We start from the raw sequence: 18,253 nt of genomic DNA on the forward strand, positions 1-18,253 counted from the left end.
GCCGGCCGGATCGGACGGACCATGACCCACCATGCGGGACGCTCACACGGCATACGCGAGGGCGTCGACATCCGACGCCCTGCGTGGCTGAGGGGGGGCAGTCTGTCCGGCCGGGTGAACAGCTTCGGCGCGATCCGGACGACCCTCGCGGTAGCCGTCGTGTACTCCCACGCCTACCCGCTCGGATTCGGCCGGCCTGCTCCGCTCTCTCACTTCAGCGGTGGCCAGATCGACCTCGGGCGGCTCGCGGTGGTCGGCTTCTTCGCCCTGTCCGGGTTCATGATCACCGGAAGTGCCGTGCGCAGCACGGCCGGCCGGTACTCCTGGCACCGCGCCCTGCGCATCCTGCCCGGGCTCTGGGCGTCGCTCCTGGTCTGCGTCCTGCTGGTGGCACCCGCCCTGTACTACCGGACCCACCACTCGCTCACCGGCTACTGGTCGCACCCGCACGGGCCGCTGAACTACCTGGCAGGTGCCTGGAACGCCTCGCTCTCCACCGGGTTCGACATCTCGAACGTCATCGACGACGGCATGCGGGCCGGCACCAACCACGACCCCGGGATCAACGGCTCCCTCTGGTCGCTCGACTACGAGATGCTCTGCTACGTCATGATGGGCCTGCTGGCCGCCGGCGGCGTGCTGCTGCGCGCGAAGAAGACGGTGCCGCTGCTGACGCTGGTCGGCTGGATCCTGATCTTCGAGGACTGGCGGACGACCGCCGGCTTCGTCAACAACCCGCACAGCATGGGCTTCTATGTCCACGTGCCGGTCTTCGGCCAGGTCTACACGCAGTACTTCGTCTACCTGTCGTTCGTCTTCCTGCTCGGCGCCACGGTGCAGTTGTACAAGGAGCGGATCCCGATCAACGCCGGGCTCGCACTGCTGTCGGTCGTCGTGCTGGTCGCCAGCATGCGCTACGGCGGGCTGTTCGCGTTCGGTTACCCGGCCTTCGCGTACCTGCTCTTCTGGCTGGCGGTCCGGCTGCCCAGGCCGTTCCAGCGGATCGGTGTCAAGCGGGACTTCTCGTACGGCATCTACGTGTACGGCTTCACCGTCGAGCAGGCCGTCGCCGCACTCGGGGGCAACGCGCACGGCATGAAGGTCTACCTCCTGCTGTCCCTCGGTGGGACGGTCGTCCTCGCCGCGCTCTCCTGGTACCTGGTCGAGAAGCCCGCGTTGAAGGCGAAGGACTGGACGCCGCGGCCGGTGCGCGCGCTGGCCGAACGCCGGGCCCGCAAGGTCCTCGTCCCGGCCACGGCCCAGCAGGCCAGGGAATCCGCCAGGACCGCGGTCCCCGCGCCCTGACCGCACGAGACGTCAGGCCCAGGTGGCCCGGTTCGCCCTCAGCGGGTCCTGAAGACCCACACCTTGAGGAGGACGAACCGGGCCACCGTCGCGAGGCCGTTGGCCACGACCAGGCCGGCCACCTCGACCACCCGCGAGGCGTGCGGCGCGAGGTGGGCCAGCAGCGCGAGCGCGCCGCTGCTCAGGCCCAGACCGATCAGGAACGCGACGGCGCCCTGGAGCTGCTGGCGCACCGCGCCCTCCGAGCCGGTGATCCCGAAGGTGAAGCGCCGGTTGGCTGCGGTGTTGACGACCGCGCTCACCGCCAGGGCGATCAGGTTGGCCGCCTGCGGGTCCACGACCTGGCGGGCAACCACGTACAGGCCGAGGCAGAAGACCGTGCTGAGCACGCCGATGACCACGAACGACGGCAGCTGCCGCTTGGCGGTGCCGGCCGTCGCGGCGGCCGGGCCGTCGGGCGCCGGTGCCGGGGCGTTGTCGGTGGAGATCATGGTTTGCTGCTTCGTTCGTCGGGTCAGGAGAGCTCGTACACAGCCACCCGGCCATTGTCGAACACCGGCTTGGCGAAGTTCCTCAGCTGTGGCGACTCGGCACCCGCCTTCCGCTGGACCACGAGGTAGCGGACCTTGTGGACACGGTGCAGCCGGTTCAGGACGTCCGGCGTCGGCGCGTAGAACGCGGATTCGTTGAGCTGGAACAGCTCGGTGTCCCAGAACGGCGAGCCGGAGGCCGACGACCCGTTCGAGCTGGACATCAGTCTCGGTGCGTACGCCCATCCCTCGATGAGGACCGAGCGCTCCGAATAGGCGCCGAGCCAGTGCGAACGGTAGTTGGCGCACGGCAGACCGTCCGCGTAGTCCTCGTACTGCCAGCAGTGGCTGTTCGTCGCCAGGACGTCCGAGGGCGCGCTGTGGGAGCGAATCCAGCGTGCGGCGTTCACCTGGCTCGCAGGCATCACCCAACTGCCGTCCCACAGGGTCTCGTGGGCCTGGATGGCGTCGAGGGCGAGGCCCGGGGTGCCGAGCGTCAGTCCGGCGGTGAGCAGGACGATCCCGCCCCGGCGCCGCAGACCGCGCGCCGCCCTGGAGAGCAGGCGCCAGAGCAACCCCAGGAGGACCGCCAGTACCGCGAACGCGGCCGCCACGCCCAGCGCCGGCAGCAGCGGCGTGTACGGCTCGGTGCCGGTGCCGTCCCCGGTGTGCTCGCGCAGGAAGGTCTCCCAGTCCGCCGAGTACCGGTACGAGAGCCAGGTGAACAGCCCGGTCAGGGCCACCGCGCCGACGGCCAGGGCGGCCTTGGCGGCCCTGGGTAGCGTGGCCCGTTCGAAGGCCTCGCAGTACCCCCAGGCGGACAGCACCGCCCCGAAGGGCATCGCGGAGATGGTGAAGTAGCTGGCGTTGTAGCCGTTGACCATCAGGTAGGCCGCCGGTCCGGCGACCACCGCGCCGAGCAGGAACCACTGCTCCGCGTTCAGCCGAAGCCGGCGCCGCCACAGCAGCGGCACCGCGCCCAGCAGCTTGATCTGGTGGTTCAGGAAGAAGGCGATCAAGACGACCGCGACCAGACCGCCCTGAAGCAGCACCGGCCGGCCCTCCACGGGTTCGGCCCAGTACTTCTGGATGTTGCCGAAGGGGAGGACCTCCAGGCCGTAGCTCTCGAAGTCGAAGATCACCGCCGTCGCGAAGAGCTGGGCGCCCGCGATGGCCGCACCCAACCCGACGACCGTCCAGGGGATGCGCCGGGTCCTGATCAGGACCGCCAGGCCGGCGACGGCCAGACCCGCGAGTGCCACCGGGAGGGTGCTCGCCTTGGCCGCGCTGGAGGCGGTCGCGAACATCGCCGTCAGGACGAAGGCCCCCCGTCCGAACTCCGGCGCCCGAGCCGGCCCGTCCGCGTCGCCCGGACCGCTGACCCTGCGGAGCCTGTCGGCGACCACGCCGATCAGCGCGATCAGCAGTGGCTGACTGTACGTCAGCGACATGCTCGACCAGGACATCAACCGGATGGCCGGCGCGCCGAAGGTCCAGCTCATCACCGTGTTCGGGTAGACCGCGGTGAACTCCCCGACCGCGAAGAGCAGCAGCCCGGCGAGCGGACCGGCCCACGCCCGACCGGTGATCCGCTGGGCCACCACGGCCGTGATCAGCGTGCCGAGCGCGACGAACGCGGGGACGAGCAGCCTGGTCTCGACCACCGGCAGGTCGATGTGGCCCACCATGTCGGTCATCGCCATGTGCGCGAACGTGAACCAGTGGTAGTGGAGCGGTTCCCCGGCCACCTGCGGCAACGTCAATGGCACGTGCTGCTTGGCGTTGGCCGCCAGCGACAGCATGTACGGCATGTCGCCGAACAGCCGGGAGTTCTCGTCCGTCGCCAGGACCGGGAACTTCGACAGGAAGACCAGGTAGTAGTACAGGCTGGTCAGGCCCACCAGCCCGGCCAACGACCAGGAGAGGCCGAGGGACTGCCGCCGGTAGCCGCTGACGCGCCAGTGCCGGCGCAGACCAGGGACGAGCGCGAACGGGACGACCACAGCGAGCGGCCACCCGACGGCCACCGACTGGAGGCCCGCGCCGACCAGGACCGCCCACGCTGCCAGCTCCAGCACCAGCCCGGTCACCGCGCCGAAGACGAGGTCCTCCAGCAGGGTGTGCGGACGCCTGCGCAGGGCCCGGAAGACCAGGGTGCCCGGAAGCACCACGCCCCAGCCCGCGTAGAAGGTGTACCGGGCGACGTCGCCGACCCTGGTGTCCGCGGCCAGCAGCAGCCCAACCAGGAGCAAGTACGCGCAGACTGCGGGGAGGAACCGCCAGAAGGCGCGGGCCCCGGGTCCCCCGTCCGCCGCGCTGCCGGACAGCGCCGGATCACCCGGACGTCCTCCGGTGGTCGGCGCTCCAGTCGCAGTGCTGTTCGTATGCATGGTGTCCGTTCTCTCGTCCAAGCTCACAGCTCGCAGCACGGCCCTGGTGGAGGCCGGCGGCGGTCTGTCGACCGGCGGCGGAACGACTCCGGTCAGCTCGTGCAGGAGGCGCTGCGACGAGCCGTCGCGGGGTCGGGCCCCTCCGCCGAGTCATAGCCGACGAAGTAGGCCGGCCGGGCCTGGGCCGCCGAGTAGATGCGGCCGACGTACTCGCCCAGGAGGCCCATGCAGACGAGCTGCACCGCGCCGAGGAACAGCATGCCCATGAACAGCGAGGACCAGCCGGGGACGGTCTTGTCCAGCGCGTACATGACCACGGTGTAGACGCCGAGGGCGAAGCAGAGCAGGAAGCTCAACAGCCCAAGCCAGGTGGCGAGCCGCAGCGGACTCGCGGAGAAGTTGGTGACGCTGTCGACGGCGAGGCGGACCATCTTGGACAGCGGGTAGTGGGTCGAGCCCGCGATCCGTTCCTCACGCACGTAGACGACCTCGCCACTCGGGAAGCCGAGCCACGGTACCAGCAGCCGGTAGACCGGCTGGTGCTCGGGCATCGCCTTGAGGGCGTTCACCGCCGCACGGCTGAGCAGCCGGAAGTCACCGGCCTGGTTGGGCATCTTCTTGCCGACGAGCTTGCGCATCAGCCAGTAGTAGGCGCCGGCTGTGCGGCGCTTGAAGATCGTGTCGGTGCCGCGGTCGCCGCGCACGCCGTAGACGATGTCGAGATCCTGCTCCCGCGCGAGCGAGAGCATCTCGGGGATCTTCTCCGGCGGGTCCTGGAGGTCGGCGTCGATGGAGACGACGTAGTCGCCGAAGGCGCGGTGGATGCCGGCGGTGAGGGCGGCCTGGTGCCCGGAGTTGCGGGCGAACCGGACGATCCGGAACTCCGGCCAGTCCTGGTGGATCTTCTGCATCAGCACCGGGGTGGCGTCCGTGCTGCCGTCGTCGATGCCGACCACTTCGTACGTGATCCCCAGGCCGTCAAGGATCGGGCGCAGGCGCCGCACGGTCAGCGGCAGCGCCTCCTGCTCGTTGTAGATCGGCATGACGACCGACAAGAGCGGCGCCGGCTCCCCGGTCCGTCCGACTCCGTGCTCCACTGCGTTGAGCATCCTTCTTCGCCTGTCCCCATGTGATCCGAGAGCGGTTGGGAGGCACGGACCGCCGGGTCGTCCCACCGGCCGGAATCCTTCCCCCTCCGCACCCTGAGCATCGCGGACGGCGGCGGGGGAGAGCCAATGAGCGGCAGGATAGCAGTCCATTCCGAGGGCACTCTCAACGGACCTGTTACCTGATCGCCGTCGATTCGATATCCCGACACGCCGCAGGGCCTCGCGCACCATGAGTGCGCGGGGCCCTGCGGACTGAGCCTGTACGAGGCAGGCAGGTCAGAACATCAGACTACTTGATGATCTTGGTGACCTGGCCGGCGCCGACGGTGCGGCCACCCTCACGGATGGCGAACTTCAGGCCCTCCTCCATGGCGATCGGCTGGATCAGCGCGACGGTCATGGCGGTGTTGTCGCCCGGCATGACCATCTCGGTGCCCTCGGGGAGGGTCACGACGCCGGTCACGTCCGTGGTACGGAAGTAGAACTGCGGGCGGTAGTTGTTGAAGAAGGGGGTGTGACGGCCACCCTCGTCCTTCGACAGGATGTAGGCCTGGGCCTCGAAGTCGGTGTGCGGCGTGACCGAACCCGGCTTGATGATGACCTGGCCGCGCTCGACGTCCTCGCGCTTGATGCCACGGAGCAGCAGACCGACGTTCTCACCGGCCTGGCCCTCGTCGAGCAGCTTGCGGAACATCTCGATGCCGGTGACCGTGGTGGTGGTCTTGGTCTCCTTGATGCCGATGATGTCGACAGTCTCGTTGACCTTGAGGATGCCACGCTCGATACGACCGGTGACGACGGTGCCACGACCGGTGATCGTGAAGACGTCCTCGATCGGCATCAGGAACGGCTGGTCGACGGCGCGGGCCGGGGTCGGGATGGCCTCGTCGACGGCGTGCATCAGGCCGAGGAGCTTCTCGCCCCACTCCTTGTCGCCCTCCAGCGCCTTCAGCGCGGAGACGCGGACGACCGGCAGGTCGTCGCCCGGGAACTCGTACTCGGAGAGCAGCTCGCGGACCTCGAGCTCGACGAGCTCCAGGATCTCCTCGTCGTCCACCATGTCGGCCTTGTTCAGGGCGACGACGATGTAGGGGACGCCGACCTGGCGGGCCAGGAGCACGTGCTCCTTGGTCTGCGGCATCGGGCCGTCGGTGGCGGCGACCACCAGGATGGCGCCGTCCATCTGGGCGGCACCGGTGATCATGTTCTTGATGTAGTCGGCGTGACCCGGGCAGTCGACGTGGGCGTAGTGGCGCGCCTCGGTCTGGTACTCGACGTGCGCGATGGAGATGGTGATACCGCGCTGCCGCTCCTCCGGCGCCTTGTCGATCTGGTCGAACGGCGTGAAGGGGTTGATCTCCGGGTACGCGTCGTGCAGCACCTTGGTGATGGCCGCGGTCAGCGTGGTCTTACCGTGGTCGATGTGACCGATGGTGCCGATGTTGACGTGGGGCTTCGTCCGCTCGAACTTCGCCTTCGCCACTGAGTCCTCCTGAGGACAGTTCCTGTACGCCGTGCTGACGTCAGTTGGTCTGAATCGGTTTTGGTGCGGGTTGTCCGGAGGACATCCCGTGCCGTCCCGCTGGTGGGGGGGCCGGAGGCCCCGGGAGGATCCGACCGGATCCTCCCGGGTTGCCTCCTAATAGCCTAAGGCTTCGTTATCGTCCCGATTATCGGGACGTCACTCGCCCTTGGCCTTGGCGATGATGTCGTCCGCCACGTTCTTCGGAACCTCGGCGTACGAGTCGAACTGCATCGAGTAGCTCGCGCGACCAGAGGTCTTGCTGCGCAGGTCACCGACGTAGCCGAACATCTCGGAGAGGGGCACCAGCGCCGTGACGACGCGGGCACCGTGACGCTCGTCCATGGACCGGATCTGGCCACGGCGAGAGTTGATGTCGCCGATCACGTCGCCCATGTAGTCCTCGGGCGTGGTGACCTCGACGGCCATCATCGGCTCGAGGAGGACCGGCTTGGCCTTCCTCGCGCCTTCCTTGAAGGCCATCGAGCCGGCGATCTTGAACGCGAGCTCGGAGGAGTCGACGTCGTGCGCCTGGCCGTCCAGCAGCTTCACGCGGACACCCTGCAGCGGGTAGCCGGCGAGGATGCCGAACTCCATGGCCTCCTGGCAACCGGCGTCGACCGACGGGATGTACTCGCGCGGAACGCGGCCACCGGTGACCTGGTTGACGAACTCGTAGCCCTCGGCCTGCTCGAGCGGCTCGATCGCGATCTGCACCTTGGCGAACTGACCGGAACCACCGGTCTGCTTCTTGTGGGTGTAGTCGATGCGCTCGACCGCCTGGCGGATGGTCTCGCGGTACGCGACCTGCGGCTTGCCGACGTTGGCCTCGACCTTGAACTCACGGCGCATACGGTCGACCAGCACCTCGAGGTGCAGCTCGCCCATACCCGCGATGATGGTCTGGCCGGTCTCCTCGTCCGTGTTGACCTGGAAGGACGGGTCCTCCTCGGCGAGACGCTGGATGGCGACACCCAGCTTCTCCTGGTCACCCTTGGACTTGGGCTCGATCGCGACGCGGATGACCGGGGCCGGGAAGTCCATGGACTCCAGGATGACCGGGTTCTTCTCGTCGGACAGCGTCTCACCGGTGGTGGTCTGCTTCAGGCCCATGACGGCGATGATGTCGCCGGCGCCCACCGAGTCGATCTCCTCACGCTTGTTCGCGTGCATGCGGTAGATCTTGCCGATGCGCTCCTTCTTGCCCTTCACGGCGTTCAGCACCGAGGTGCCGGACTCCAGGCGGCCCGAGTAGACCCGGACGAAGGTGAGCTTGCCGAGGTGCGGGTCCGACATGATCTTGAACGCGAGCGCGGCGAGCGGCTCGTCGTCCGAGGCCTTGCGGGAGATCTTGACGGTGTCGTCGCCCGGCTTGGTGCCCTCGATGGACTCGATGTCCAGCGGGGACGGCAGGTACTTGACGACCGCGTCGAGCAGGGGCTGAACGCCCTTGTTCTTGAAGGCGGTACCGCAGAAGATCGGGGTGAAGTCCGAGTTCAGGGTGCCCTTGCGGATCGCGTCCTGCAGCAGCTCGACCGGGATCTCCTCGCCCTCGAGGGCGAGCTCCATGATCTCGTCGCTGACGTTCGAGACCGTGTCGATGAGCGCCTCGCGGTACTCGTCGGCCTGCTCCTGCAGCTCGGCCGGGATGTCGACGACGTCGTACATCTCGCCCTTGGCGGCCTCGGCGGACCAGACCAGAGCCTTCATGCGGACCAGGTCGACAACGCCCTGGAAGTCCGACTCGGCACCGATCGGGAGCTGCATGACCAGCGGGGTGGCGCCGAGGCGGTCCACGATGGTCTGGACGCAGAAGAAGAAGTTCGCGCCCGTGCGGTCCAGCTTGTTGATGAAGCAGATGCGCGGGACGCCGTAGCGGTCAGCCTGCCGCCACACGGTCTCGGACTGGGGCTCGACACCGGCGACACCGTCGAACACCGTCACGGCACCGTCGAGGACGCGCAGCGAACGCTCCACCTCGACGGTGAAGTCGACGTGACCCGGGGTGTCGATGATGTTGATGGTGTTGTCGACGCCGTCGACCGTCCAGTGACAGGTCGTCGCGGCCGACGTGATCGTGATGCCGCGCTCCTGCTCCTGCTCCATCCAGTCCATGGTGGCAGCGCCATCGTGGACCTCACCGATCTTGTACGAGACACCGGTGTAGAACAGGATCCGCTCGGTGGTGGTGGTCTTGCCCGCGTCGATGTGCGCCATGATCCCGATGTTGCGGACCCTGGCGAGGTCAAGGGAGGTTGCAGCCATGGTGGCTCGTTCTCTCTCTGTCTAGTGACGGGGTACGGACTACCAGCGGTAGTGCGCGAAGGCCTTGTTGGACTCGGCCATCTTGTGGGTGTCCTCGCGACGCTTCACGGAAGCGCCCAGACCGTTGCTGGCGTCGAGGATCTCGTTCATCAGGCGCTCGGTCATGGTCTTCTCGCGACGGGCGCGGGAGTAACCGACCATCCAGCGCAGCGCCAGGGTGCTGGCGCGGCCCGGACGGACCTCGACCGGAACCTGGTAGGTCGCGCCACCGACACGGCGGGACTTGACCTCGAGGGCCGGCTTGACGTTCTCCAGCGCGCGCTTCAGCGTCACGACCGGGTCCGAGCCGGTCTTCTCACGGACGCCCTCGAGGGCGCCGTAGACGATCCGCTCGGCGGTGGAGCGCTTGCCGTGCAGCAGGATCTTGTTGACCAGCTGGGTGACGACCGGGGAGCCGTAAACCGGGTCGATGATGACCGGGCGCTTCGGGGCGGGGCCCTTACGAGGCATTCTTACTTCTCCTTCTTGGCGCCGTAGCGGCTGCGGGCCTGCTTGCGGTTCTTGACACCCTGGGTGTCGAGCGAACCGCGGATGATCTTGTAGCGGACACCAGGAAGGTCCTTCACACGACCACCGCGCACCAGCACGATGGAGTGCTCCTGCAGGTTGTGGCCCTCGCCCGGGATGTAAGCGGTGACCTCGATCCCGCTGGTGAGGCGCACACGGGCGACCTTGCGGAGAGCCGAGTTCGGCTTCTTCGGGGTGGTCGTGTACACACGCGTGCAGACCCCACGGCGCTGCGGGGAACCCTTCAGCGCGGGAGTCTTGTTCTTCTCGACCTTGTCCTGCCGGCCCTTTCGGACCAGCTGCTGGATCGTAGGCACCGTTTCTCCGTTTTCTGTGTGCCAAGGCTTGGTGGAACTAACCTGCGGTGTCTCCCTCGCACACGGCCCCGTGGTCGACCCACGCGGTCGGGTGTGTTGGGCTTGTTACGACACGGAATCCCATGAGCTGATGTACAGCGACGGCGCTCTACGCGCGGCGCGCTGGGAAGCGCTCCGGCTCGGCGCGGCGACCGGTGTGCATGCACGCACAAGGACCCGGGGACACCCCAGGCACAAGGTCAGAGCGTACCTAGCGCATCGGGCGCGGTCAAAACAAATGCAACGCCGCAGGTCGCGGGGCCAGGCCTCGAAACGGGACGGGAAACGACGCGGGCGGCCCCCATACCATGGTCGAGAACCCCCGCACGGCGAAACCCTACGCCTCTGCGCGGAGGGCGGCGAGCGGTGTGTTCCCGTCGCCGGCGCCGTCCCCGGACGTCCCGGCCGACGACGACTCGGCCTGCTCCTGGTCGGTCCCCTTCCGGTCCGACAGGACGACGAGCAGTCCCAGTGCCACCACGGCCGCCCCGTACACCAGCACGCAGGGCTGCCAGCCCACGAACGGCGGCGCCCAGTGGGCCGGGCTGATGAAGAACGACCCTCCGGTACCGACCGCCATGCGGCGCAGCGCCCAGACGAACGCCGCGAAGTCGGCCAGCGCCAGTGCGCCGGAGCACAGCACCATCAGCCGGCGCCAGGAGAAACCACCCCAGGGCAGCCGCTCGTGGCAGATCGCGACGCACACGATCGGCAGCCCGACGGCGAACGGCAGCAGGTAGCGGCCCTGCCAGATCATGCCGACCTCCCGCGCCTGCATGGCCTGGGCGACCAACGGTATGGCCACGATCCCGGCCAGGATCCCCAGGACGGCCAGGGCGTCCCTGAGCCGCGCGTAGCAGAGCGCGAGCAGCACCAGGACGATCACCACGCCGCACCACAGCAGCAGCGTCGCCGCCGGGGGTTCGGCGTCCAGCCAGCCGAAGTAGCCGATCATCTGCTTCATGTACAGCAGACCGTTGTCGAAGGTCTGACGGGCCGCGGACAGCGGAGTGAAACCGCTCGGGGCGTTGATGACCGAGTGGTCCGGGTGAGTCGAGGACCAGACGAGGGCCACGCCGGCCGAGACCGCGGTCAGAGCGCCCCAGGCCCAGGTTGCCCGATGGCGCAGGATCGAAGCGAGTGCGTCCCTGCGCCCGAGCAGCAGGGCGAAGAAGACCGCCCCGCTGAACCAGATCAGGCCTAGCGGCCGGATGCTGATCAGCACTATCGCACCGATGCCGAGCCGGGCGACGCGGCGGCTCAGGAGCTGAGGATCCGGGTTCATCAGCAGCGCGACGGCGGCACTCCAGACCAGGATGCCCGCGGCGATCTCCGGGCCGCTCGGATTGACCACCCCGAACATGAACAGCGACATCGGAGCGGTGGCCGCCACCACTCCGAGGAGGCCGAGGGAACGTCGACGCCACTCCGCCGCCGAGACCACCGCGCTCGCCACCAGGGCGGAGCAGATCGCGGCCGAGATCAGGCGCATCAGGTAGAAGGCCGTCTTACCCGGGAGCAGCAGGCTGGGCCAGCCGACGGCGAAGTAGTACGCCGGGTGGTAGCGGCCCGCCGAGGTGGTCACCTCGGCCGTCCCGGAGCGCTGCTTGAGCGCTGGCGCGCAGTCGGCCGACTGCCAGGGCTTGAAGGCGTAGCACGAGTGGGTCTCCGCCACGTCCTCGTAGATCCGCGGGAGCACTACCCCGCTCTCGGCCCAGTAGCCTTTGATCCCGCCGACCGTGTGCGGGATCATGACTTCCTCACCGTTGACCTGGCCTCGGGCGACGGCGCCCGCCCGGATGAGGTGCGCGGGTTCGTCCGGCGAGCCGCCGATCGGAGTCGCCAGCGACCAGGCCGCGCTCAGCGCGAACAGGATCGCGAACGCGACCGCCCACAGCCGCCGGGGCGTGGACGCAAGCCGCTCGGCGATGCTCTTGACGGCAGTGATCATCATCTGGAAATGGGCCTTCGGGGTCGGTCCGAACTCGGCGTGCGACGCCCACGGCCGGGGGCGGTGGGTGCTCGCATCGACGAGATGTAACAGGCAACGGTCAGCCATGGACGAGAAGACCGTACCGAACCGAGCCCTGAGGGACTAACGGCACCCTCCCGATGGCGGCCCGTGGACCCGGTCGGCCCGGTGCGCTCCGCCGCCTAGGGAGGCGGTGCTCAGCAGGATCAGACGGTACCCAGGAGGATCATCAAGGTCCAGAACGCGCTGCCAAGGTAGCCGATGACCAGGCCGAGGACGGCCGCCCAGTCACCGTCCATGTTGCGCTGCCGGATCTGTGACCGCGCGATGTGGCCGGTGACCACGGCGGGCAGTGAGAAGCCGATCAGGCTGAGCGCCAACGACGTGACCGCCAGCACACTGGTGGTGCGGGGCGGAGGCGGAGGCGCCACGAGGAAGGTCGCCGGGATCGGCTGCGGCGCGGTGATCGGCGGCGCCGTCATCGGCCCGGAGGGCAGGTCGGCCACCAGGGCGGCCAGCTGGCCGTAGGTCTGCGACGCGGCCACCGCCTCGTGGCGCTGCTCGTACTCCTGGACGGAGAGCCGGCCCTCGGCGAACGCGGCCTTGAGCACGTCGAGCGTCCGCTCCCGGTCGGCGTGGCCCGCCCGCATCGCGGCCTGCGACGAGACCGCGGGCGCTGGTTGCCAGCCCCCCGTCGGCCGCTTGCCGGGCGGATAGCCGGAACCCGGCTCGCCCCATGGCTGTACGGACATCCGCCACCTCCCGGTAGCGCGGCACCCCCGCGCACGTCACTGCTCCCTCATAGTGCAGGACGAACGAACGAACTGAGTAGTTGCCGAATCGGTCCAGTAGTCGCCGGGAAGGCGATGCCGGTCGGTGTGCCTCACCCGGGCGGCGGATGCGCTCAGAGGATGCTCAACTCGGGCGACAGCCCGTTCGAGTGGTGCCAGGCTGAGCCACGGGAGCTTCGCACCACGCTCTCCCCCGTCCACCACCACGAGCAGAGAAGGCCGCCATGCAGGCGTCAGCGCCGCCGTCCTCCGACCTCCCCGGGCCGGGAACCCCGTCCGCCGTCAGCATCCAGGGGCTCTGGAAGCACTTCGGCACCCAGGCCGCCGTGGCCGGGCTGAGCCTGGAGCTGCCGGCCGGGGCGTTCATCGGCCTGGTCGGGCCGAACGGCGCCGGCAAGACCACCACGCTGTCGATGGTCACCGGGCTGCTCCGGCCCGACCAGGGCACCGTCCTGGTGCACGGCACCGACGTGTGGGCCGACCCGGTCACGGTCAAGGCCCGGATCGGGATCCTGCCCGAGGGCCTGCGGATGTTCGAGCGGCTCAGCGGGCGCGAGCTGCTCCAGTACACCGGGCGGCTGCGCGGCCTGCCCGGCGCCGAGGTGGACCGGCGGGCCGAGGAGCTGCTGGCCGTCCTGGACCTCGGGCGGGACGCCGACAAGCTGGTCGCCGACTACTCCACCGGCATGCGCAAGAAGATCGGCCTGGCCGCCGCGCTGCTGCACAACCCGGACGTGCTCTTCCTGGACGAGCCCTTCGAGGGCGTCGACCCGGTGTCCGCCCAGACCATCCGCGGGGTGCTCAAGCGGTACGCGGCGGCCGGGTCCACGGTGGTCTTCTCCAGCCATGTGATGGAGCTGGTCGAGCAGCTCTGCGACTGGGTCGCGGTGGTCAACGCCGGCCGGGTGATCGCCCAGGGGCCGCTGGACTCCGTCCGGGGCGGGCGCAGCCTGCACGAGGCCTTCCTGGAGCTGATCGGCGTGCGCGAGGACGACGGGCAGGCGCTCGGCTGGCTCGGCGGCGGACAGGCCGGGGGCGCCCGGTGAGCGGGCGCGGCGAGGTCGCCGTCAACAGGCGCGCGGGGGCGGATGCCCCTGCCGGGCGCAGCGAGGTGGGCGCATGAGCGAGCGCAGCGGGCTCGTCATCGACAGTGGCGCGACGACGCCCGCCGTGCCCGACGGCCGGACGGTGGTCCGCGCCCTGGTGGCGCTCAAGCTGCGGCTGCTGCGCAACGGGCTGCGGCGCAGTCCCGGCCGGACCGCCGTCTACGTGATCGGCGGCGTCGTGGGCCTGGCCTTCGCGGCCGGCATCGCCGTCGCCATGGCCGCGCTGAACGGGCGCTACCCGGGCTCCGGGGACGCCGGGGTGATGCTGCTCGGCGTACTGACCCTGGGCTGGGGCGCGCTGCCGCTGTTCCTCTTCTCCAGCGACGAGAGCGCCGACCCGACCCGGCTGACCATGCTGCCGCTGCGGCCCGGCCCGCTGCTGCGCGGCTCGCTGCTGGCCGCGCTGATCGGGCCGGGGCCGCTGATCAGCCTGGTGCTGGTGACCGGCGCGGTGCTGGCCGGCGCGGCCGGCGGCGTCTCGGCCGCGGTCGCGGTGCCCGGCGTGCCGCTCGTGGTGCTCTGCCTGGTCACGCTCTCCCGGGCGGTCGCGGCCGGCAACGCCCGGATGCTCTCCAGCCGGCGCGGCAAGGACTTCGCGATCTTCGGAGGGCTCGCGTTCGCGCTGCTGGTGCAGGTCGCCAACGTCGGCTCGCAGAGCATCCTCGGCCGCCGGGGCGGGCCGATCGACCTCACCCCGCTGAAGCCGATCGCCTCGGTGCTGCGCTGGATCCCGCCGATCAGCGCGGCGGACGCGCCGCGCACCGCCGGCGAGGGCCGGTACGGGCTGGCGCTGCTCCAGCTCGCCGCGGCCGCCGCGCTGCTGGCGCTGCTGCTGCGCTGGTGGCGGCGGAGCCTGCAGGAGCTGATGGTGACCGCCGACTCCTCCACCCTGGAGGTGGCGCGCGGGGTGCAGAACTCCCGCGCCTGGGGCTTCCTGCCCCAGGGCCGGACCGGTGCGGTGATGCAGCGGCACCTGCGGTACGCCTGGCGCGAGCCACGGGCCAAGGCGGCGCTGTTCACCAGCATCGGGATGACGCTGGTGGTCTGCGTGCTGTCGATGGTCCAGGGCTGGGCGAGCGTCTACCTGCTGGCGATGACCGGGGTGTTCCTCGGGTTGCAGATGCTCAACCTGTTCGGCATGGACGGCTCGGCGTTCTGGATGGTCGCCGCCACGCTGCGCACCCCGGCCGACGCCCGGTCGGAGCTGCGCGGACGGGCGTACGCGGTGCTCTCGTACGCCGTTCCGGTGACGGTGGTGCTCGGGCTGGTGCTGGCGGCCGTCACCGGCCGGTGGGGCGAGCTGCCGCCCGCGCTCGGCCTGGCGCTGACGCTGCTCGGCTGCGGGATCGCGCTGGGCTCGGTGTTCAGCGTGCTGGCGCCGTACACCATGCCGGCCGACAGCAACCCGATGCGCAACGCCGCCCCGGGGCAGGGCGGGCTGATCCTGCTCAACCAGTTCGGCTCGATGGTCGGCGTCACGGTGCTGGCGCTGCCGGTCGGCGGCTACCTCGCCTGGGCGCTGGTCGCGGACGGGCCGAGCTGGCCGGTGCTGCTGGTCGGCCCGGTGTACGGCGCGCTGGTCGCGACGCTGGGCGTGCGGGTGGCGGCCGGGAGGCTGCTGGAGCGCACGCCGGAGATCCTGGCCAAGGCCATCGAGCGCTGAGCCCGCCGGGCGGGGTTCGAACCGTCTGAACTCTGCCCGGGGAAACGGTTCTCCGGCCCGCTCTCCGGAGGGTTCGCGCCACCGCTCCGGCATCATGGGCAGGAGGCCGGACCGTCGAGGAGAGCAGGGACACACCGTGGGCGAGCGAGCGCAGCAGGCCGGGACCGCCGGGCCGCTGCTGGAGCAGGCGGTGCGGTCGGTGCTGACGGCGCCCGAGGACGCACTGGACCTCGCCCTGGACACCGGGGCCTCGCTGCTGGCCGCCTCGGCCGGGCAGTGGCCCGAGATCGGCCGGGCGCTGCTCGGCCACGCGGACACCGCCGTCGGCCGCTGCTGGTCCGCCGGATGGCGGCCGGCCGACCTGGCCCGGGTGGTGCGGCGCGAGCTGAAGCCCGTCCACCTGGCCCTCGCGGTGGACCTGATCGCCGCCGAGGGCCGCCGCCACCCCGCGGCCGCCCTGGACCGGCGCTGGCGGGAGCAGCTGCGCGAGCTGGAGGCCGAGGTGTGGTGGTCCGGCGACGACGCGTACCTGAGCGCCTTCGCCCACCGGCACCGGCTGGACCGCTTCGCGCTCGCCACCGTCGCCCTGGAGCTGCTGCGCACCTGGGGCCGGCTGCCGCCGATCGCCCCGGTGGGGCCCGCCCCCGGGCAGGCCGTGCGGCCGCAGCACCGGGCGCCGACGACCGGAGAGCCGCGGATGCTGGCGCGGATCCGGGCGCTGCTGGCCAAGGCCGAGTCCACCGAGTACCCGGAGGAAGCCGAGGCGCTGACCGCCAAGGCCCAGCAGCTGATGGCCCAGCACAGCATCGACGACGCGCTGCTGGCCGCGGCCGGCGCCGACCGCGACACCCCGGCGGCGCTGCGGATCGGGGTGGACAACCCGTACGAGGGCCCCAAGACGATGCTGCTGGACGCGGTCGCGGCGGCCAACCGGTGCCGGGTGGTGTGGGCGAAGGAGTTCGGCTTCTGCACCGTGGTCGGCTTCGACGGCGACCTGGACGGCGTCGAACTGCTCTACACCTCGCTGCTGGTGCAGGCCACCCACGCGCTCAACAAGGCGGGCTCCCGCAAGGACTCGCGCAGCAAGGCGTTCCGGCAGTCCTTCCTGGTCGCGTACGCGGCGCGGATCCGGGAGCGGCTGACCGCCGCGACCGAGCGCGCCACCAGCGCCGCCGCGGCCGGGCGGCACCTGCGCGAGGACGGCACCGAGGAGCAGCTGCTGCCCGACGAGCGGCTGCTGCCCGCGCTCGCCGCCCGCTCCGAGGCGGTGGACGAGGAGATCGGCCGGCTGTTCCCGAAGCTGGTCTCGCAGCGGGTACGGGTCAGCGACGGCGTGGGCTGGGCGGCCGGCCGCGCCGCCGCCGACCGGGCCGCGCTGCACGGGCGCGCCGGGGCGATCCGCCGCTGAGGCGGGTCGGACGGGCCCAGGACGGTCCGCACCGGTTCCCCGCCCGACCCGCGCAAGATCCACAAGAGCCGCCCCGCGCCCTGAAGGACCTGATAGAACGTAGTCCGCCACGAACGAAGGGGGACTCGACGTGACGGAACCGGCGGCGGAGTCGGGATACCGGGACCGGGTGCGCGGAGCGCTGCTCGGCGGAGCGATCGGCGATGCGCTGGGCTGGCCGGTGGAGTTCCAGCAGCTCCACCAGATCCAGGACCGGTACGGGCCGCAGGGCGTCACCTCGCTGCCGGCCGGGCCCGGGCCGGTCGAGGTGACCGACGACACCCAGATGACGCTGTTCACCGCCGAGGGCCTGATCCGCGGCTTCGTCCGCGGCTGGACGGGCGGCGGCGGCTCGGTGCCGGAGGCCGTCCACGGCGCCTACCGGCGCTGGCTGCGGACCCAGTACCAGGGCGCCCCGGACGCCGGGCCGCAGCCCCGCCCCTACGACGGCTGGCTGCTGAGCCGGCCCTTCCTGTACGCCCGGCGCGCGCCGGGCAACGCCTGCCTGAGCGGGGTGTCCGAGCACCCGGTGTTCGAGGTGCCGTCCGCGATCGGGCTGAACGGGCCGATCAACCCTGGCTCCAAGGGCTGCGGCACGGTGATGCGCTCGGCGCCGTTCGGGCTGGCCCGGCTGGGCGTCGAGCAGTCCTTCGGGCTGGCGGTGCAGTGCGCCCAGCTCACCCACGGCCACCCGACCGGCTACCTCGCGGCGGGCGCCTTCGCGGCGCTGGTCGAGCGGCTCGCGGACGGCACCGAGCCGTGGGCGGCGGTCGGCGAGACGGTGGAGCAGATCCGCGAGCTGCCGAGCTCCAAGGAAACCGTCCAGGCACTGGCCCGGGCGGTGCGGCTCGCCCAGGAGGCCGAGCCGGCCGCCGAGACGGTGGAGCGGGTCGGGCTCGGCTGGGTCGCCGAGGAGTGCCTGGCCGTCGCGGTGTACTCGCTGCTGGCGGCCACCCTGGACCCCGACCCGGTGCGCACCGCGCTGCTGCTGTCGGTGAACCACTCCGGGGACAGCGACTCGACCGGCGCGGTCTGCGGCAACCTGGTCGGGGCCGCGTACGGCGCCGCGGCGCTGCCCGCCGAGTGGGCCGGGGCGGTCGAGGGCCGGACGGAGCTGCGGCAGGTCGCCGACGACCTGCTGGTGCTGTTCGGCAGCCGCGACCCGCTGCACCCGGGGCTCGGCGGGCGCTACCCGGCCTGGTGAGCCGGGCGGCCCGCACCACTCGGCCC

Annotated in this window: 14 protein-coding genes; 5 read left to right on the top strand and 9 right to left on the bottom strand. The window is 70.7% G+C overall.

All coding sequences use genetic code 11. The annotated features are described in order from the left end of the window. The first annotated feature begins 114 nt into the window (after window positions 1-114). Window positions 115-1,305 carry an acyltransferase family protein gene (locus ACZ7RU_RS07335; RefSeq protein WP_470339911.1) on the top strand — a complete coding sequence of 397 codons (1,191 nt, stop codon included), beginning with the start codon at window positions 115-117 and terminating at the stop codon, window positions 1,303-1,305. A gap of 38 nt (window positions 1,306-1,343) precedes the next feature. Here the strand turns inward: ACZ7RU_RS07335 and ACZ7RU_RS07340 are convergent, their stop codons facing one another. The 9 genes from ACZ7RU_RS07340 to ACZ7RU_RS07380 all read right to left on the bottom strand — a co-directional run bounded on the left by ACZ7RU_RS07340 (window position 1,344) and on the right by ACZ7RU_RS07380 (window position 12,768). Further along, the gene (locus ACZ7RU_RS07340) at window positions 1,344-1,796 is read right to left on the bottom strand and encodes a GtrA family protein (RefSeq protein ID WP_470339912.1); all 453 of its coding nucleotides are present in this window, start codon (window positions 1,794-1,796) and stop codon (window positions 1,344-1,346) included. 23 nt (window positions 1,797-1,819) lie between these two features. Further along, window positions 1,820-4,087, bottom strand: coding sequence for a hypothetical protein (locus ACZ7RU_RS07345; protein WP_470339913.1), 2,268 nt, complete (start codon window positions 4,085-4,087; stop codon window positions 1,820-1,822). Window positions 4,088-4,317: 230 nt separating this feature from the next. Further along, the gene (locus ACZ7RU_RS07350; protein WP_470339914.1) at window positions 4,318-5,268 is read right to left on the bottom strand and encodes a glycosyltransferase family 2 protein; all 951 of its coding nucleotides are present in this window, start codon (window positions 5,266-5,268) and stop codon (window positions 4,318-4,320) included. A 355-nt stretch (window positions 5,269-5,623) separates the two neighbouring features. Beyond that, complete coding sequence (gene tuf / locus ACZ7RU_RS07355; protein WP_380608275.1) at window positions 5,624-6,817, bottom strand: elongation factor Tu; 1,194 nt, start codon at window positions 6,815-6,817, stop codon at window positions 5,624-5,626. A 198-nt stretch (window positions 6,818-7,015) separates the two neighbouring features. Beyond that, window positions 7,016-9,121, bottom strand: a complete 2,106-nt coding sequence (gene fusA / locus ACZ7RU_RS07360; RefSeq protein WP_470339915.1) for an elongation factor G — start codon at window positions 9,119-9,121, stop codon at window positions 7,016-7,018. A 39-nt stretch (window positions 9,122-9,160) separates the two neighbouring features. Continuing rightward, entirely contained in the window at window positions 9,161-9,631 is a 471-nt protein-coding gene (rpsG, locus tag ACZ7RU_RS07365; protein ID WP_030055803.1) for a 30S ribosomal protein S7, read from the bottom strand. A 2-nt stretch (window positions 9,632-9,633) separates the two neighbouring features. Continuing rightward, on the bottom strand, window positions 9,634-10,005 hold the full coding sequence (gene rpsL, locus ACZ7RU_RS07370) for a 30S ribosomal protein S12 (RefSeq protein ID WP_014144289.1): 372 nt from the start codon (window positions 10,003-10,005) through the stop codon (window positions 9,634-9,636). Window positions 10,006-10,381: 376 nt separating this feature from the next. After that, on the bottom strand, window positions 10,382-11,998 hold the full coding sequence (locus tag ACZ7RU_RS07375; RefSeq protein WP_470339916.1) for a DUF2142 domain-containing protein: 1,617 nt from the start codon (window positions 11,996-11,998) through the stop codon (window positions 10,382-10,384). A gap of 224 nt (window positions 11,999-12,222) precedes the next feature. Further along, window positions 12,223-12,768 (bottom strand): DUF1707 and DUF4190 domain-containing protein, encoded by a 546-nt coding sequence (locus tag ACZ7RU_RS07380; RefSeq protein WP_470339917.1) that lies wholly within the window; start codon window positions 12,766-12,768, stop codon window positions 12,223-12,225. 263 nt (window positions 12,769-13,031) lie between these two features. Between ACZ7RU_RS07380 and ACZ7RU_RS07385 the strand changes: the two genes are divergently transcribed. The 4 genes from ACZ7RU_RS07385 (at window position 13,032) to ACZ7RU_RS07400 (ending at window position 18,227) form a co-directional block, all read left to right on the top strand. Next, complete coding sequence (locus tag ACZ7RU_RS07385) at window positions 13,032-13,853, top strand: ABC transporter ATP-binding protein (protein ID WP_470339918.1); 822 nt, start codon at window positions 13,032-13,034, stop codon at window positions 13,851-13,853. A gap of 73 nt (window positions 13,854-13,926) precedes the next feature. Further along, window positions 13,927-15,576, top strand: coding sequence for a transporter (locus tag ACZ7RU_RS07390; RefSeq protein WP_470339919.1), 1,650 nt, complete (start codon window positions 13,927-13,929; stop codon window positions 15,574-15,576). Window positions 15,577-15,712: 136 nt separating this feature from the next. Beyond that, window positions 15,713-16,984 (top strand): DUF2786 domain-containing protein, encoded by a 1,272-nt coding sequence (locus ACZ7RU_RS07395; protein ID WP_470339920.1) that lies wholly within the window; start codon window positions 15,713-15,715, stop codon window positions 16,982-16,984. A 130-nt stretch (window positions 16,985-17,114) separates the two neighbouring features. Further along, window positions 17,115-18,227 carry an ADP-ribosylglycohydrolase family protein gene (locus ACZ7RU_RS07400; protein ID WP_470339921.1) on the top strand — a complete coding sequence of 371 codons (1,113 nt, stop codon included), beginning with the start codon at window positions 17,115-17,117 and terminating at the stop codon, window positions 18,225-18,227. The last annotated feature ends 26 nt before the right edge of the window (window positions 18,228-18,253 follow it).

The sequence above is a fragment of the Kitasatospora sp. NPDC114501 genome, from assembly GCF_055633695.1.

Coding starts and splice junctions, on each gene's coding strand:
- ACZ7RU_RS07340 (WP_470339912.1), bottom strand. CDS start 1,796: ATGATCTCCACCGACAACGCCCCGGCACCGGCGCCCGACGGCCCGGCC.
- ACZ7RU_RS07390 (WP_470339919.1), top strand. CDS start 13,927: ATGAGCGAGCGCAGCGGGCTCGTCATCGACAGTGGCGCGACGACGCCC.
- ACZ7RU_RS07385 (WP_470339918.1), top strand. CDS start 13,032: ATGCAGGCGTCAGCGCCGCCGTCCTCCGACCTCCCCGGGCCGGGAACC.
- ACZ7RU_RS07375 (WP_470339916.1), bottom strand. CDS start 11,998: ATGATGATCACTGCCGTCAAGAGCATCGCCGAGCGGCTTGCGTCCACG.
- ACZ7RU_RS07350 (WP_470339914.1), bottom strand. CDS start 5,268: ATGCCGATCTACAACGAGCAGGAGGCGCTGCCGCTGACCGTGCGGCGC.
- fusA (WP_470339915.1), bottom strand. CDS start 9,121: ATGGCTGCAACCTCCCTTGACCTCGCCAGGGTCCGCAACATCGGGATC.
- ACZ7RU_RS07380 (WP_470339917.1), bottom strand. CDS start 12,768: ATGTCCGTACAGCCATGGGGCGAGCCGGGTTCCGGCTATCCGCCCGGC.
- rpsG (WP_030055803.1), bottom strand. CDS start 9,631: ATGCCTCGTAAGGGCCCCGCCCCGAAGCGCCCGGTCATCATCGACCCG.